This is a genomic window from Corynebacterium sp. MSK073 (assembly GCF_030232085.1).
Classification (GTDB): Bacteria; Actinomycetota; Actinomycetes; order Mycobacteriales; family Mycobacteriaceae; genus Corynebacterium.
Genome location: NZ_JASPIY010000010.1, coordinates 50,293 through 65,495, shown reverse-complemented (window position 1 = coordinate 65,495; position 15,203 = coordinate 50,293). Strand labels below are relative to the sequence as shown.

Below are 15,203 nucleotides of genomic sequence, written 5' to 3'. Positions count from 1 at the left end.
GAAATTCACGGGTGGCGGCAAAAAGCTCCACCCCAATATTAGTGGCAGGCATAGAGCTAACGATACCAAGTGGGCGTTTAGGATTCAGGGTAGAAAAGACTCCGCTGCCGTGCTGCTCGGTCCCCGCTAAACTCGCCGGTATGACCGATCTGCAGCATGTCCACTCCGTAGATGAAGCGGTGACTCGCTTAATTGAACATTATGAAACCTCGTGTGTGTTGGGGCGCGAGGCCCTTGCCTCCGGCACCCTCGATGATTATCGCCACGTGGTCTATCCCAAGGTGACAGTGGAGATTCGTAAATGGCAGCCGATTGACCGCTCCGAGCCCTTTGGCTATGTGGACGAGGCTGGCAAGTATTCTGCGGTCGTCTCCAAGCCGCACATCATCCGGGAGTACTTGCACGAGCAGCTGACGCGGCTGACTAATAACTATCCGTGCGATATCTTCGTCGGCCAATCGGATGAGCGCATCCCGCCGGAATACATCAAGGATGCCCCGGCGGCGCCGCAGGAGCGCGGTCCCATCCCGCGCCCGACCTTGGATGAGGTCAACGATGCGATTATTGATGGCGAGTGGGACGCCTTTCACGGCGGGGAAAAGCCGCTCTTTCACTTCGGGGCGCAGCGTTTCGATATTGCCTGTGCGCGCATTGAGCACTACACCGGCATCGAGGTCGATACGGTGCAGAAATACATCCTGTTTACCAATTACGCGATGCACACCACGGAATTCGTGAAATTTGGCCTGCGCGAGCTGACCAAGGAAGATTCGCGATATACGGCGCTCGTATTGCCCAATGGGGAGACCATTCACCCCAATGATGCGGTGGACCTCGACCTGGATGGGCTGACGCTGACCTCGCGCTTTCAGATGCCCCGGTTCGATCTCATTACCGCAGGTGGCGATGGAATCACGATGATCAATATCGGGGTGGGGCCTTCGAATGCGAAGACCATTACAGACTGCTTGGCCGTGCTGCGGCCGGAGGCCTGGATCATGATTGGTCACTGCGCCGGCATGGATGGGCGCATGCGCATCGGTGACCTGATCTTGGGCAATGCCTACGAGCGCCACGACCACATTTTGGACCGGCAGGTGGTTTCTTCCACGCCAATTCCGGCTATTCCAGAGGTTCAGCGCATGCTGGAGGCGGCCGTGGATGAGGTCTACGGCAGCGATAATTCGCTCATGCGCACCGGCACGGTGCTATCGACCGATGACCGCGATTGGGAGTGGCGCACCAGCCGGGATCTGTGGGAGTGGTTGCGCACTTCTACCGCGGTGGCGGTGGACATGGAATCGTGCGCCTTGGCGGCAAATGGGTACCGCTACCGCGTGCCCTATGGCACGCTGCTATCCGTATCGGATCTGCCACTGCACGCCGTGCCGAAGCTGCCGGCGCAGGCCCAGGCGTTTTATTCCAACTCCAAGGAAGCCCACGTCATGTGCGCGGTGCGCGCGGTGGAACAGTTGGCAGAAAACCCGGAGCGCCTGCGCACGCGCAAGCTGCGGCGCACGTTGGGAGAGGTTCCTTTCCGGTAGCTGCTTTCCCTTGGTAGGTATCGCTAGTTAAACTACAAAGAAAGCCCATGACGCAAAAGGAGCCGCGCAATCGTGACTGAGAATTGGATCCACCCGGACCGGGAGAACCTCACCTGGGAAGTCTTCGGCGAAGCGAGCCGGAATCTTTCGGAGCAAATCGTGGAATCCGGTTGGTTTCCTGACTTGATCGTGGGTGTTGCCCGCGGCGGACTGATCCCAGCCGGTGCCATTGGTTATGCCATCGGGGTCAAGGCCATGGGCGCTATCAACGTGGAGTTCTACACCGATATTGGCCAGACCTTGGATGAGCCGATCATCTTGTCCCCGCAGTTGGATACGGATTCCCTTAAGGGTAAGAAGGTGCTCGTCGTTGATGACGTGGCCGATTCCGGCAAGACCCTGGATCTAGTGGTGAACTTTTTGGAAGAAACCGCCGATGAGGTGCGTTCCGCTGTGGTCTATACCAAGCCGAAGACCATCTTTGAGCCGGATTATTCGTGGAAGAAGACGGATAAGTGGATCAACTTTGCCTGGTCGGTGCTGCCGGTGATCACGGCGGATGGCTCCTTTCAGGAAGGCTCGTAGTAGCTACTAATATGTGCAGGCGTGATTAACGAGCAGCCTGCACCCACCGGCGTCATCGCCAGTTTCCGCTTTGCATTTTCCTCACCTGCGCGTTTGCGCAAGGAGGTCCTTGGCGGACTGGCGGTGGCGCTTGCTTTGATCCCGGAAGTTTTAAGCTTTTCCATTCTCGCCGGCCTCGACCCGCGGGTGGGGCTGTATTCTTCGGTGATTATGGCGATGGCCATCGCCTTTACCGGCGGGCGGCCCGCCATGATTTCCGCGGCGGCGGGCGCGGTAGCCCTGGTGGTGGCCCCGCTCGCGCACGAATATGGGCATGATTACGTGGTGGCGGCGGTGCTTGCGGCCGGTATCATCCAGGTGCTGTTGGCGTGGGTGGGCATCGCCAAGCTCATGCGCTTTATCCCGCGTTCGGTGATGACCGGATTCGTCAATGCGCTGGGAATTATGATGTTTACCGCGCAGCTGCCGCACCTTATCGATGTCCCCTGGATGGTCTACGTGCTGGTGGCTATAGGCCTAGCCATCATGATCGTTTTGCCGCGGTTTACCCAGGTAATTCCGGCGCCGCTAGTGACCATCGTGGTGGTAAGCCTCATCGCCGTCGCGGCGGGGTGGAAGGTGCCGGATGTGGCGGACCAGGGCGAGCTGCCCACGACGCTGCCGGGCCTTTTCATTCCGGATATTCCGTGGAACCTGGAGACCCTGCAGGTAATTGCGCCCTACGCCTTTGGGATGGCGCTGGTGGGCCTGATGGAATCGCTGCTAACGGCAAAGCTTGTCGATGACATCACGGATACCCATTCCGATAAGACCCGCGAGTCCTTTGGCCAGGGCATTGGCAATATATTGGCCGCAGCCATTGGCGGTATGGGCGTGTGCGCGATGATTGGCCAGACGATGATCGGCGTCAAGGTATCCCAGGCGCGCACGCGCTTGTCGACGTTCCTCGCCGGCGCCTTCCTCCTCGTGCTGTGCCTGCTTTTTGGCGAGGCCGTAGGCCGCATTCCGATGGCCGCGCTGGTCGCGGTGATGATCCTCGTGGCGGCGACGACGGTGAATTGGCATTCCATCCGCCCGCGCACGCTGAAGTTGATGCCGCTTTCTGAAATCCTCGTCATGCTGCTGACGGTCGCGGGCACGCTGGCTACGCATAACCTCGCGGTGGGTGTGGTATTAGGCGTGGTGGCGGCATCGGTTGGCTTTGCCCGCCGGGTGGCACACCTCGTGGAGGTTGAGTTGGTAGATGGATATACCTACGTGGTGCATGGCCAGCTCTTCTTCGCCTCCTCGAATGATTTGGTCTACGCCTTCGATTACACGCTCGATACGGACTTCGTGGTGGTGGACCTTTCCGATGCCGAGGTCTGGGATGCCTCGACGGTGGCGACGCTGGATGCGGTGCAGAAAAAGTACGCGGATCGCGGCATTGAGGTGGAGTTTCGGGGCCTCGATGGGGCGAGCGCGCAGCGCCTAGAACGCCTGAGTGGGCAACTGGGTGATTAATATCACATTGCAAATCTGATATGCGGGGGCGTACTGGCTGCAGGGGGTCGGATGGAGTGGGCTAGCGCGGCGAGGTTGGCCGTTTAGGGCGATGACCTCGAACTATTAGGCGATATTAACTTCGGGCCGTGGAGCAGCTTTGTCTTAACTAACTTAGGTGATCCAATCTGAAAAATGCCCCTGAGGTGCGGGTTTGATTAAGCATGCCTTGCTAGACGGGAGATTTTATTTGGGTATTGTAGTGCCTACAACCAATTAATTGATTCCTACAGAAAGGATTTAGCAATGGATGAGAAGCTGCAAACCCTGCTAAACAATCAGGTCATTAACGAGCACGGCGCCGCTATGGTCTACACCCAGCTGGCCTACGAGATGGACAACCTGTCCTTCCCGGGCATGCGCGATTGGTTCATGGCTCAGGCTGGCGAAGAGCGCGTTCACGCACAGAAGCTTGCGGATCACCTCTTGGCACGCGGCTACCGCGTAGAGCTCAACGATATCCCGGTTGGCTCCATCAAGGCTGCCACCCCGCTGGATGCGTTCGAGGCTTCCTTGGCACACGAGCAGAAGGTCTCCGAGCAGATCCGCGAGATCGCCCGCGTTGCCCTTGACATCCAGGACCTGGACTCCCGTCAGCTCATTGACTGGTTCTTGGCTGAGCAGATCGAGGAAGAGGACACCGTTTCTGAGATCATCGACCAGATCAAGCTGGTGGGCAACGATGGCGCTGGCCTGCTGCGCATCGATTCCCGTTTGGCTAACCGCAACTCCTAAGTTGTGAATAACAAACACATCAAGATTTAAATCAATCCTCCCATGGCACTGCGCTGCTGTGGGAGGATTGACGTATGTCTGGACACCTCAAAACAACCCTCTCCGCCACCCTGGCGGTATTGGCATTAAGCCTCATCATTGGGGCTGCGGTCATCTCAAGCCACGTCACCCTCGGCATCTTTTTGACCACCGCAGCGCTTATGCTGAGCCCGTTTGCGGGGGTGGTGATGCTGGCGTGTGGGGTCATCGGTAAGCGCGGGCTGGTCAACCGCTCCCTATATTCCCTGAGTGGAATGCTGATTTTGGCTTCGCTGGCCGTGCTCATCGTTTTGCCGATGGCGCAGGCGACGCTGGCGCTGGTGATTTTTATCGCCGGCACCGCGGTAGGGATTGTGGCCGTGCAGACCCAAGCTACTAGGCGCGCATAAACTGGACGCATTATGCCGAAGTTGCTGTTTGATCTATACGGCGTGCTGCTGCGCCCCGCCACGCCGGAAGCGCACGCTGAACTAGAGCGCTTCCTCGAGCCTGCGAACCCGGAGGCCTTCTGGGAGGCCTATAACTATTTCCGGCCGGATTACGATGCCGGAATTTTTAGTGATAGTCACTACTGGAATGAGATAGCCGCCCGCGCGGGAATGGGGCCCATTGACTGCGCTGGGGCCGTGGCCTGCGAGAACCAGTACCTGCTTGAGGCGGACCCAGAGGTGGTAGCGCTGGTCAGAGGGCTCATCGGGGAGGGCTTTAGCGTGGGGATTTTATCCAATATCCCCACGACCTTGGCGAAACAGGTGCGCGCGCAGCACCCGTGGTTGGCAGAGTGCGCGGCGGTAACGTTGAGCTGCGATATCGGGGTGGCCAAGCCGCACCCAGAGGCCTACCGAGTGGCGGTAGACGCGCTAGCGGCGCAGCCCAAGGACACGCATTTTTTCGATGACCGCATCGACTACATCGAGGGCGCCACTTATTGCGGGTTGCAAGCCCACCTGTTTACCGGGATCGACTCCGCGCGCGAGGTTTTACGCGGTCTGGAGTGAGCGGCCCAGCTCCAATGGTTCGCGCAATAGCTGATCGGTAGCCACGGTACGGGCGACGGCGCGCACGATTTCTTTGTGGCTTGGGATCATGCGCAGTTCCAGTTCATCCGAGGTGGAATCGCGGACGGTGGAGGCAAAAAGCTGGGGCGCGCGGGAATCGCCGGTAAAGGCCCCGCCGGCAATGACCACGGTTTTCGGCGAGTATTCGCGGACCATCTCCGCCGTAATCTGGCCCAGCTGGCGGGCGCGCTCATCCAAAATGGCGCGCACGGCTGAATTGGATTCGGCGATGGTCGCGACCTCGGGCAGGGTGTTGACCTCGATGCCGTGCCGGCGCACGGCCTCCAGGATGGACTGGGTGGCCAAGAGGTGTTCGGAAGCGCCGTGCCCCAGTAGGTCAGAGCGGGTTTGTGGCAGTGGGATGATGGAATTTACCTCGTCATCGGCGGATAGCGCCGATCCTAAAGAATCATCCGCGAAGAGCAGGAGCACGCGCTCGTTCGTACCAATCTCGGCGGCCTGCGTCTCCGAGCCCAAAATGGCGGAAATGGCGGAGGTAACCACCACGGGAACGCTAAATTGGAAGCGCAAGCGCTCCGCGATATCCACGCCGTGCCATCCCAGATTATCCGCCGTGACCAGGCCCTCTTCGTCCACAGTGCCCGAGGTGGTAATCCCCAAGGCCACGAGGCGGCGATCCAGGCCCGTCATCATGCGGTTGATGCCGGCCATGATGTGTTCAAGAAAGTCTTCCTCCGTCAGGCGGGCGACAGGAGTGGCAATCTCTTCCTCCGAAATGGTGCGGCCCTTGATGTCATAGAGGCCGATATAGGTCTCGGAGGTGCCGACGGCGATGCCGCCGAGCACCCAGTTATTATCCGCGGCCTCGAGGGGGACCGTAGGGCGGCCTCGGCCCTGGGATTGGGTGAGGTCGGTGCGCTCTTGGATGAGTCCTGCGTTGAGGAGCGCGGTGGTAGCGCGGGTAATGGTGGGCTGGGAGAGTCCGGTGGCTTCTACCAGCTCACTACGGGTAATGATCGGGTTCAGGCGCACCAGGTGAAGGCACTTAGCAGCCGGTGTACGGGGGCGGGTGAACACGGGGCCAGGTTTGATCATGAAAGAAAGTATATGTGTCACAGACTGCTTTGTCTAATCTATTCATAGGTGTATGTACCGAATGGTCTAAAGGTGGAGGTAGGCCAAAAATTCCCTATGCTGGGGCGCATGAGATCAGTAGCGGTTTATTGCGGCTCTGCCGTGGGCAATTCGCCCGCCTATAGCGCAGCGGCACAACACTTGGGCGGCGAGCTTGCCCGTCGCGGGCTGAACTTGGTCTATGGCGGCGGAAATATCGGCCTCATGCGCGAGGTGGCCAATTCCTGCCTGCAGGCTGGCGGCACCGTCACTGGCGTCATGCCGCAATCCTTGGTGGATTTAGAGATTTCCCATCCAGGTTTGACCCGCCTCGAGGTAGTGGATTCTATGGCCGAGCGGAAAACCCGGATGGAGCAGCTGGCGGACGCCTTTATCTGTTTGCCCGGCGGCGTGGGCACGTTGGAGGAAGTAACAGAGGTACTGACCCAACAACAGCTGGGCAGCATTCGCGGGCCCGTTGGCTTGGTTGACGTGGAGGGCTTTTGGCAGCCCTTTTATGACATGTATGCCGCCATGGCCGAGGCGGGCTTCATCCTGCCCCGCTTTGTAAAAGCGCTGTTCATAGAGGAAAATCCCGCGGCCGTGCTGGATGGTTTTGCCCAGTGGCACTACCCAGGCACGAAGTGGAACAACGATTAGCTAACAAGTTTGCAACATTTGGGTGGGGCTGGGTGGCCTATCAACAAGATAAAGGGTTAGACTTCCCTCTTATGAGTTCTGAGCAGACCGCTAAGCGCCAGCCCTCTCTACTGGACGCTTCGTGCGATAACTTCGTTCACGACCTAGCCGAACTATCCCCAACAGATGCAACCGCGTGGGGCATTGACGGTTTTGAAGGCGAATTGCAGGATTTTTCCCCCGATTATTTTGAGGCTGTCGCTGATCGCACCCGCGATATGGTTGCGGATCTGGATGCCTTGGATGACACCACCGATGAATCCGATGATGAGGATGACTTTGATGACGTGGATTATGTCACCGCCGCCGTCTTGCGGGATCGTCTCTGCTTAGATCTGGATTTGCACCACCACGGCGAGGATATTCGCAGCCTTAATAATATTGCCTCGCCCGTGCAGACCATCCGGGATTCCCTGCTGCTTATGCCGCAGGAGACCCAGGAGGACCGCGAGGCCATTCGCTCCCGTCTGTCCAAGGTCAAGGGCTCCCTCGATGGCTACCGCGAGTCCCTGAAGGAAGCGGCCTCCCACGGCATGGTGGCACCGCACCGCCAGATCTCTGAGGTCATTGTGCAGTGCGAGCGGCTTGCCGATGCCGATTCCATGCTCGAGGGCCTCGGCCTCGCCCCCGACTCCGCCGAGGTGAAGAATGCCAAGGAGGCCTTTGGCGAGTTCTCGGATTGGCTGTCTAATGATCTGCAGCCGCAGTCCTCTAATAAGGACGCGGTGGGCCGCGAGCGCTACGAGCGCTTTTCCAAGCTTTTCGTTGGCGATTCCGTGGACTTGGACGAGGCCTATGAATGGGGCCTTGACCAGGTGCGCTACCTGCGCGGGGAACAGGAAAAGATCGCGCACGAGCTTTATGGCCCGGAGTGCTCGGTGCGCTCTGCCATGCGCAAGCTGAACCACGAGGAGCGCTATACCCTGCGCGGTACTGATGCCTTGGTGGAGTGGATACAGAGCAAGGCCGATGCGGTCATCGCCGAGCTCAACGGCAAGGAATTCGACATTCCGGAAGAAGTCGAAGAGATCGAGTGCCGCATCGACCCAGCGGGTACCGGTGGCATCTTCTACACCCCGCCGAGCGATGACTTCTCGCGCCCGGGCCGCATGTGGTGGTCCGTGCCGGAGGGCCAAGACACCTTCCACACCTGGCAGGAGCTGACCACCGTGCACCATGAGGGCGTACCGGGCCACCACCTGCAGCTGGGTTCTGCCCTGGTACAAGAGGATCTGAACCTGTGGCGCCGCGCGGTGACCTGGAACTCCGGCCACGGCGAGGGCTGGGCCCTATACGCCGAGCAGCTCATGGCCGAGCTGGGTTACATGGACGATCCTGGCGTGCGGATGGGGCTGCTCGATGCCCAGCGCCTGCGCGCGGCCCGCGTCGTGGTGGACATCGGATTGCACCTGGGCAAGAAGCTACCGGACTGCACCGTATCCGGCGCGTGGGATAAGGCCCACGTGAAGACCTACATGCGCGAAAACACCGCCATGGATGATGCGAACCTCAACTTTGAGGTCAACCGCTACCTGGGTTGGCCGGGCCAGGCCCCGTCCTATGCCTTGGGCCAGCGCCTGTGGCAAGAAACCCGCGCCGCCGCCGAGGAGCAGGACATGAGCGCCCGCGAATTCCACTCCGAGGCCTTGGCTCTTGGCTCGGTGCCCATGTCGGTGCTGCGCGAGGCCGTGCTAAATAACTAAACGCGCCGGCTAGCGCCTTTTAGCAAACTTGCCGACGGCCCTAATGAGCTGCGGCAGGTACCCCGCAATGACCAGCACCGCGATGAGGCGGGTAAGCTGCACCGCGATAACCACGGGGCCAGCCCCGCCTTCCGCGGAGAGCGCGAGCACGGTCTCTAGCGCGCCGGGGCTAGTAGCTAGGTAGGCCTCGAAGTAGCTGATATTGAGCCAGTGCATCAGCGGCCACGCCGTGGCCGCACACAGGCCGAGGACCGCGGCGATAAAAAGAATCGTCGCGGGAAGCTGCTTAGCAAAGGCCTTGAGCGATGGGAGAGACAGCCCGCCGCCGCAGACCCAACCGATGGATAAAAAGGCGATGACCTTAAAGGCATAGATCGGCTCTAACGTATGGCCCTCCGGCAGGAAGAACGAGGCCAGCACCGTCAAGATCAGCGGGCCGAGGACCGCAGCGGCGGGCAGGTGCAGGAATTTGCCAAGGCTTTCGCCGACCAGCGCGATAACGAGCACTAGTGCGATGATCCACCAGGTGGTTTCCGCCTCCAGCCTTAAGTCACCGCCCCTTCCTGCAGGCGTATCGAGGAAGGTCACGACGGCGGGAAGGGATACGGAAACGATCAATAACCGCAGGTATTGGGTGAGCGCGACGTAGCGGTAGTCGGCACCGAGTTCATCGGCAAGCGCGGGCATGAGCGAGGCACCCCCGGGGAGCATGGACAGGATGCCGGTTTCGGAGGAGACGTCCCGTGGCTGCTGGCGGTGCAGCATGACGCCGCAGAAGATGCCCAGCGCGATGGTGACAAAGGACATGGTTATGGCCGCCGGCAGGTATCCCACCAATTGGCCAAAGGAGACCACCGTTAGCGGCAGCGCGGCCATGATGCCGATGAATCCGCGCGATAGACCATAAAATTTGCGGTTGACCTTGAGGTCTTCGCCGGTGATAAGGGCCATGGCTCCAGAGGCGATGATCGCGGCCAAAATCCACGCGGCCGGCACGTGCCACATGCTAAAAAGCCAGCCCAAGAGGATGGAGACGGGGACGACGATGCCCCACCGCAGGATGGTGTGGGTGTCTACGCTTATTCCCCAGTGCCGTTTAGCCACGTATTCTCCCATCTTCTGCTCGTCCTCGATCGAGTCTAGACCTCCCCGCCGCGGGGTTTATGATCTCCTCATGGATATCGACGTGGCGCAGTGGGCGGTGCTCCTTATGGGAGCGGCGGGGGCAGGCTGGATCGACGCGGTCATTGGCGGGGGAGGCCTCGTGCTTATTCCGCTATTGCTTGCCGTCGTGCCGGGGCTGGCACCGGCAACGGCGCTGGCCACCAACAAGCTCGCGGCGGTATCGGGCACGGCATCGGCGGCCGTGACCTTGGCGCGCAGGGTGGGCCCGCCGGCAGGAGAGCTCGTTCGCTACGCCCTCATCGCCCTCGTGTGCGCCGGGCTGGGCGCGAGTGTGGCGGCGAATCTAAATAGCGACATCATGCGCCCGCTCATTATCGTGCTGTTAGTGGTGGTGGGCGTCTTCGTGACCTTTAAGCCGAGCTTCGGCACCACCGAGTCACCCGGCATCCGCGGCGGATGGCGCACCTGGGCGGGGCTTGTGGCGGTCGCGGCCATCTCCTTTTATGACGGCATCTTTGGCCCGGGAACCGGCATGTTCCTGATCATGGCCTTTACCTTTATCTTCTCCCAGAACTTCTTAAAATCCGCGGCGATGGCCAAGGTGGTCAATACCGCCACGAACCTTGGCGCGCTGGTGACCTTTATCCTTGGCGGCCACGTGTGGTGGACCCTTGGTATCGCGTTGGCCGCCGCCAATATCCTCGGCGCCCAGGTGGGCGCGCGGACGGTGCTCAGCGGCGGGACGAAGTTTATCCGCTATGCCCTGCTTACCTTGGTAGTGGTCATGAGCTGCTATTTATCCTGGCAGCAGTGGGGTTAGGCTACATCCGGTTCTTGGTCCGCGCGGTGGCGATGGCATTCCACGGATCCTCGGGCCACGGGTGCTTGGGGTAGCGTCCGCGCATATCGGCGCGCACCCCGGCGTAGGGGCCGGACCAGAAGCTAGCAAGATCATCGGTGACCGCCAGCGGGCGGCCGGCGGGGGAGAGCAAGTGAAATTGCACGCGGTTGCCGCAGTACTCCGGAGATTCGGCCAGGCCGAAGCACTCCTGCAACTTGATGTGGACCACGGGGCGCTCGCCCGACCAGTCGATTTTGGCATCGCGGCCGGAGGGCACTGGGAGGCGCTGAGGTGCGAGCTCGTCTAAGCGGGTGGCTTCGGGCCAGGGGAGCAGGCGCTGCAGGGCGGGGTACATGTCTATCTTGGCGGTGGGGGTTCCCGCGGCAATCTGGTGCAGCTCGGGCCCGAGCCACTCGGCGGGATCGGCGGTATCGACATCCGGCCACGGATCGCCGTAGTGCGCGTGCAGGTGGCGGAGCCTATCTTTTAAGCTCTGGGCCTTCTCGCTGAAGGTAAATAAGCCCAGGCCCTCTTCGCGGATGCCGGCGGCTAGGGCTTGCGCAGCGGCATCGCCAGTGACCTTGACCGGGGTTTCGGACAACACAATCGCCCCGGCCGCCCGGACCTTGACCCCGCGCACGCGGCCCCCACGCAGGAAGGCGCGAGTTTCTTCGGTCACGCCGATGGCATCCAGCGCGGCGGATTCTGCGATGCGCGCGGCGGTGCGGATGATGGGGTTTCCGGCATTGGAGAGGGTGACCTCCGCGATGGCGAGCCACGGCGAGCCTGCCAGCCCGGAGTTATCCAGCAGCCGGGCGCGAGTGCCGCTGGCCAGCAGATAGTCTTCACCCACGCGCTTGGCCACCTGCTCGGGATAGGCGGTGGCGACGACCTCGCCGGGGTCTGCGGGGCCGAGATCCTCCACCAGGCGGGACAGGCGCTTGACTTCCTTCTGCGGTGCGGGGCGGCGGGTGAGATCGGTGGTATTGGTGGGGGCATCGGCAAGCGCGGCGATGGTGGGCGCCGCCTGGCTGCCGTGCCGGATAAGGGCCGCGCCGAGGCGGGGATCGGTGGGCAGGAGGGCGAGCTCCTGCGTCGCGCCAATGCGCTCGAGGGTGGCGCGCGCGGCCGCAAGGGCCTGGGCGGGCGGCGGATCGAGCAGCGGGAAATCCGGGCCCGCGCCCCAACAATCCAAAAACAGCGCAGCCTGCGTGAGATCCGCGGACAGGATCTCCGGAGTGGTGTGCGGGGAAAAGTGTTGGTAATCGTCCTGGGAATAGCAACGAATGACCGTACCTGGCGCCTCACGCCCGGCACGGCCCGCGCGCTGGTCCGCGCTCGACTTCGACGTGGAGACCGTTACCAAACCGGACATACCGCGCTGCGCATCGCGCCGGGGAACGCGGGCCAGCCCCGCATCTACCACCACGCGCACGCCAGGCACCGTCAGCGAAGACTCTGCGATGGATGTCGCCACCACAATGCGCTGCTCATCGGTATAAAGCGCGGCATCCTGCTCCGCGGTGGTCTGCTTGCCGTGCAGCGGGAAAACATTATGGCCCTGCAGCTCCTCGCACACCAGGTTGACCTCGCGCACGCCGGGCACGAAGACCAGCGTGGATTCGTGTTGGCGGGCCGCTTGCTTGGCGATGCCCCCGTAAAACTCCCGCGATCCCGCCGCGCGCCCCGGCTGCGGCGCGTACTGGATATCCAGGGGATAGGTCACCGCCTCGGTGGTGTGGACGGGCGCGCCCATGAGCTGGGAAAAGCGCTGTGCGTCTACCGTGGCGGACATGGCGATGACGCGGAAGTCCTCGCGCAGCTCGGCCAGTTCTAGGCACATGCCGAGCACCAGATCCGTATCCAGCTGGCGCTCGTGGACCTCATCGATGGCTACGGCGGCCACGCCCTCGAGCTCCGGATCCTTTAGCAGGCGGCGCAGCAGCACGCCCGGGGTGACGAATTCGACCTCGCTTCCCGTGCGGGATTCGCCGCGGATGGCGAAACCGACCTTCTCCGGGGTGCCGCTGAGGGTGCTCAAGCGCTGGGCGGCCGCGCGCACGGCCACGCGGCGCGGGGCGGTGACGATGACCTTGCCGCGCCCTGCGGAATGATTGGCTAGTGCTGGTGGCACGAGCGTGGTTTTACCCGTGCCGGGCGGTGCCTGAATGACGACGTTTCCGGTGCGAGGCAGCGAATCGATGGTCTCGGCTACGGGCAGCCCCGCGCCGATGCTGGCGAGATCGAACATTTAGTTGGCGGCCCCAAAACCTTCCACGGGGCCGTCCAAATCCTTGCGCTCCCACGAATCCTCATCGCCGTCCAGCGTGCGCACCACGCGGCCGGGCGTGCCCAGGACCAGCGAATTATCCGGGATATCCTTGGTCACCAGCGTGCCGGCACCAATAACGCAGTTTTCACCAATGGTAACCCCCGGCATGACGGTGGCATTGGCCCCAAACCACGTATTGCGCCCCACGGTGATGGGGTGGGCGATTTCCCACCCGCCCTCGCGCATCGCGTGATCGTTAACGGGGTGGCCCACCGTAATAAACGAGCAATTGGGCCCAATCAGCACGCGGTCCCCGAATGTGACCTTGGCCTGGGCCAATATGCTGCTGCCAAAGTTGATGAAGACGCCTTCCCCACAGACGATATTGCAACCGTATTCCATATTCAGCGGCGCGTGCGCCCCCGGCACGTGTGATTCCTCCGGCAAGATCTCCCGCAAGATTGCCTGCGCCTGCTCCTTATCGGTGTTGTGCAGATCGTTGAACTGCCCAATCAACCCAAAGGTGCGCTGGTGCTCCTTATCGATGTCCCCCATGCCCGGCAGATGCCACTGCCCACCGGTCATTCGCTCCCAAGTGCCGTAGCGTTGCAGGTCGTGCAGCTTCTGTTCATCCATGGTGGCCATTGTAGAGGGCGCGTGGCCTAACCGATTAGCGGTTAGGGTGGAGGCATGCTTTTTGATTCGCTGCCGCGGCCGAATGCGTACGTCGCGCCGGGCGTGGGGCACGTGCCGGGATGGGTGGGCATCGGCAAGCAAAAGGCCCTGGTAGAAGAGACACGGGAGATCGCTCGCGCGTATGCGCATACGCCGATGGCGATGGTGCAGCCGCGGCTGAAATCGGGTGGGCAGATGAGCGTATTTCAGCTGCATCTTGGCCGGTATTGGCATTATCCCAGCTACCGGTACGTGGACAATATGGAAGGCACGCGGGTGCCGCCGGTACCGGATAGCCTGCGGGAATTGGCCCCGGCGGCGCTGCGACAGGCGGCCCAGATTGCCCCGGAGCTGGAACCATGGGTGGATAACTTCGTGCCGGAGATGGCGCTGGTGAATTATTATCCGCCCGGCTCGGCGATGGGCATGCACGTAGATGACTCTGAGGAATCGCCCGCGCCCGTGATTTCGCTTTCGATTGGGGATGAGGCCCTCTTCCGCATAGGCCATACCGAAAATCGCACCAAGCCCTGGGACGATGTGACCCTGTGCTCGGGTGATTTGGTGGTCTTTGGCGGGCCGAAGCGCTTTGCCTACCACGGGGTGGTGCGGGTAAATGATGGCACGCTGCCGGAGGGATGCGGGCTGCAAGAAGGCAGAATCAATATCACCATCAGACAAGTTTCGGCGAGCGCGGTAGGCTAGGGCGGGTTACATAAAGGTTGAAGAAAAGAGGTTTTTCTTATGTCCCGAATTGGCATCATCATCGGTTCCACCCGCGATAAGGCGGCAGGCCAGGCAGTAGGCGAGTGGGTCAACGACCTCGCCCAAGGCCGTGAGAATGGCGTGGAGTACCAGCTGTTGGAGCTCAAGAAGTTCAATATCCCCATCCTCACCAGCGAGGTTGTTCCGGGTGCGGCGAATAAGCAGTACGATGACGCCAACGTGCAGGAATGGTCCAAGGCCGTCGATGCCTGCGATGGCTTCGTCTTCGTGACCCCGGAGTACAACCACTCCGTGCCCGGTGCGTTCAAGAATGCTTACGACTCGCTCGGCGCGGAATGGGCGGGCAAGCCGGTGGCCTTCGTGGGCTATGGTTCCGTCGGCGGCGTGCGCGCGGTCGAGGCATGGCGCAATGTCGTGGCTAACTTCTCCATGCCACAGCTGCGCAACCAGCTGGACTTTAATATCTTTACCGATTGGAACGACGGCGAATTCCGCCCCAGCGATGACTCCTACGAGCGCGCAAATTCCCTGCTTTCTGAGCTCGAGGACGCACTCCAGTAGAAAAAGCCCTGCACCGTGCTGCGC

The 15,203-nt window shown here is 61.4% G+C and carries 15 protein-coding genes; 11 read left to right on the top strand and 4 right to left on the bottom strand.

Going from position 1 to position 15,203, the window contains the following annotated elements; all coding sequences use genetic code 11:
- The first annotated feature begins 140 nt into the window (after positions 1-140).
- From amn to QP970_RS08035, 6 genes are all read left to right on the top strand, one after another.
- A complete protein-coding gene (gene amn / locus QP970_RS08060) occupies positions 141-1,544 on the top strand; it encodes an AMP nucleosidase (protein ID WP_239269680.1) in 1,404 nt (467 codons plus the stop codon).
- 72 nt (positions 1,545-1,616) lie between these two features.
- A complete protein-coding gene (locus tag QP970_RS08055) occupies positions 1,617-2,129 on the top strand; it encodes a phosphoribosyltransferase (protein WP_005276176.1) in 513 nt (170 codons plus the stop codon).
- A gap of 21 nt (positions 2,130-2,150) precedes the next feature.
- Entirely contained in the window at positions 2,151-3,632 is a 1,482-nt protein-coding gene (locus QP970_RS08050; protein ID WP_239275735.1) for a SulP family inorganic anion transporter, read from the top strand.
- A gap of 285 nt (positions 3,633-3,917) precedes the next feature.
- Positions 3,918-4,406: a ferritin gene (locus QP970_RS08045; RefSeq protein ID WP_023016464.1), complete on the top strand. Its 489-nt coding sequence runs from the start codon at positions 3,918-3,920 to the stop codon at positions 4,404-4,406.
- Positions 4,407-4,480: 74 nt separating this feature from the next.
- Positions 4,481-4,834 (top strand): hypothetical protein, encoded by a 354-nt coding sequence (locus tag QP970_RS08040; protein ID WP_239269678.1) that lies wholly within the window; start codon positions 4,481-4,483, stop codon positions 4,832-4,834.
- A gap of 12 nt (positions 4,835-4,846) precedes the next feature.
- Positions 4,847-5,443, top strand: a complete 597-nt coding sequence (locus tag QP970_RS08035) for an HAD-IA family hydrolase (protein WP_239269677.1) — start codon at positions 4,847-4,849, stop codon at positions 5,441-5,443.
- On the opposite strand, the gene QP970_RS08030 is transcribed toward QP970_RS08035, so the two are convergent.
- Positions 5,426-6,559, bottom strand: a complete 1,134-nt coding sequence (locus QP970_RS08030) for an ROK family transcriptional regulator (RefSeq protein ID WP_239269676.1) — start codon at positions 6,557-6,559, stop codon at positions 5,426-5,428. The two genes, QP970_RS08035 and QP970_RS08030, sit on opposite strands and share 18 nt — an antisense overlap.
- A 108-nt stretch (positions 6,560-6,667) precedes the next feature.
- Between QP970_RS08030 and QP970_RS08025 the strand changes: the two genes are divergently transcribed.
- Both QP970_RS08025 and QP970_RS08020 read left to right on the top strand, forming a co-directional pair.
- Positions 6,668-7,237, top strand: coding sequence for an LOG family protein (locus QP970_RS08025; protein WP_239269675.1), 570 nt, complete (start codon positions 6,668-6,670; stop codon positions 7,235-7,237).
- Positions 7,238-7,308: 71 nt separating this feature from the next.
- Complete coding sequence (locus QP970_RS08020) at positions 7,309-8,979, top strand: DUF885 domain-containing protein (RefSeq protein ID WP_239269674.1); 1,671 nt, start codon at positions 7,309-7,311, stop codon at positions 8,977-8,979.
- Between the two features lie 9 nt (positions 8,980-8,988).
- On the opposite strand, the gene QP970_RS08015 is transcribed toward QP970_RS08020, so the two are convergent.
- Positions 8,989-10,095, bottom strand: coding sequence for an AbrB family transcriptional regulator (locus tag QP970_RS08015; RefSeq protein WP_239269673.1), 1,107 nt, complete (start codon positions 10,093-10,095; stop codon positions 8,989-8,991).
- A gap of 58 nt (positions 10,096-10,153) precedes the next feature.
- On the opposite strand from QP970_RS08015, the gene QP970_RS08010 reads away from it, so the two are divergent.
- Positions 10,154-10,924: a TSUP family transporter gene (locus QP970_RS08010; RefSeq protein ID WP_239269672.1), complete on the top strand. Its 771-nt coding sequence runs from the start codon at positions 10,154-10,156 to the stop codon at positions 10,922-10,924.
- A 1-nt stretch (position 10,925) separates the two neighbouring features.
- Here the strand turns inward: QP970_RS08010 and QP970_RS08005 are convergent, their stop codons facing one another.
- Complete coding sequence (locus QP970_RS08005) at positions 10,926-13,196, bottom strand: ATP-dependent RNA helicase (RefSeq protein WP_239269671.1); 2,271 nt, start codon at positions 13,194-13,196, stop codon at positions 10,926-10,928.
- Positions 13,197-13,862 (bottom strand): sugar O-acetyltransferase, encoded by a 666-nt coding sequence (locus QP970_RS08000; RefSeq protein ID WP_239269670.1) that lies wholly within the window; start codon positions 13,860-13,862, stop codon positions 13,197-13,199.
- Between the two features lie 45 nt (positions 13,863-13,907).
- Here QP970_RS08000 and QP970_RS07995 point away from each other — a divergent pair, with 45 nt between their 5' ends.
- Both QP970_RS07995 and QP970_RS07990 read left to right on the top strand, forming a co-directional pair.
- Positions 13,908-14,597 (top strand): alpha-ketoglutarate-dependent dioxygenase AlkB family protein, encoded by a 690-nt coding sequence (locus QP970_RS07995; RefSeq protein ID WP_239269669.1) that lies wholly within the window; start codon positions 13,908-13,910, stop codon positions 14,595-14,597.
- 39 nt (positions 14,598-14,636) lie between these two features.
- Entirely contained in the window at positions 14,637-15,179 is a 543-nt protein-coding gene (locus QP970_RS07990; RefSeq protein WP_284772148.1) for an NADPH-dependent FMN reductase, read from the top strand.
- Positions 15,180-15,203 lie beyond the last annotated feature (24 nt).

Coding starts and splice junctions, on each gene's coding strand:
- amn (WP_239269680.1), top strand. CDS start 141: ATGACCGATCTGCAGCATGTCCACTCCGTAGATGAAGCGGTGACTCGC.
- QP970_RS08045 (WP_023016464.1), top strand. CDS start 3,918: ATGGATGAGAAGCTGCAAACCCTGCTAAACAATCAGGTCATTAACGAG.
- QP970_RS08040 (WP_239269678.1), top strand. CDS start 4,481: ATGTCTGGACACCTCAAAACAACCCTCTCCGCCACCCTGGCGGTATTG.
- QP970_RS08035 (WP_239269677.1), top strand. CDS start 4,847: ATGCCGAAGTTGCTGTTTGATCTATACGGCGTGCTGCTGCGCCCCGCC.
- QP970_RS08030 (WP_239269676.1), bottom strand. CDS start 6,559: ATGATCAAACCTGGCCCCGTGTTCACCCGCCCCCGTACACCGGCTGCT.
- QP970_RS08025 (WP_239269675.1), top strand. CDS start 6,668: ATGAGATCAGTAGCGGTTTATTGCGGCTCTGCCGTGGGCAATTCGCCC.
- QP970_RS08020 (WP_239269674.1), top strand. CDS start 7,309: ATGAGTTCTGAGCAGACCGCTAAGCGCCAGCCCTCTCTACTGGACGCT.
- QP970_RS08015 (WP_239269673.1), bottom strand. CDS start 10,095: ATGGGAGAATACGTGGCTAAACGGCACTGGGGAATAAGCGTAGACACC.
- QP970_RS08010 (WP_239269672.1), top strand. CDS start 10,154: ATGGATATCGACGTGGCGCAGTGGGCGGTGCTCCTTATGGGAGCGGCG.
- QP970_RS08005 (WP_239269671.1), bottom strand. CDS start 13,196: ATGTTCGATCTCGCCAGCATCGGCGCGGGGCTGCCCGTAGCCGAGACC.
- QP970_RS08000 (WP_239269670.1), bottom strand. CDS start 13,862: ATGGCCACCATGGATGAACAGAAGCTGCACGACCTGCAACGCTACGGC.
- QP970_RS07995 (WP_239269669.1), top strand. CDS start 13,908: ATGCTTTTTGATTCGCTGCCGCGGCCGAATGCGTACGTCGCGCCGGGC.
- QP970_RS07990 (WP_284772148.1), top strand. CDS start 14,637: ATGTCCCGAATTGGCATCATCATCGGTTCCACCCGCGATAAGGCGGCA.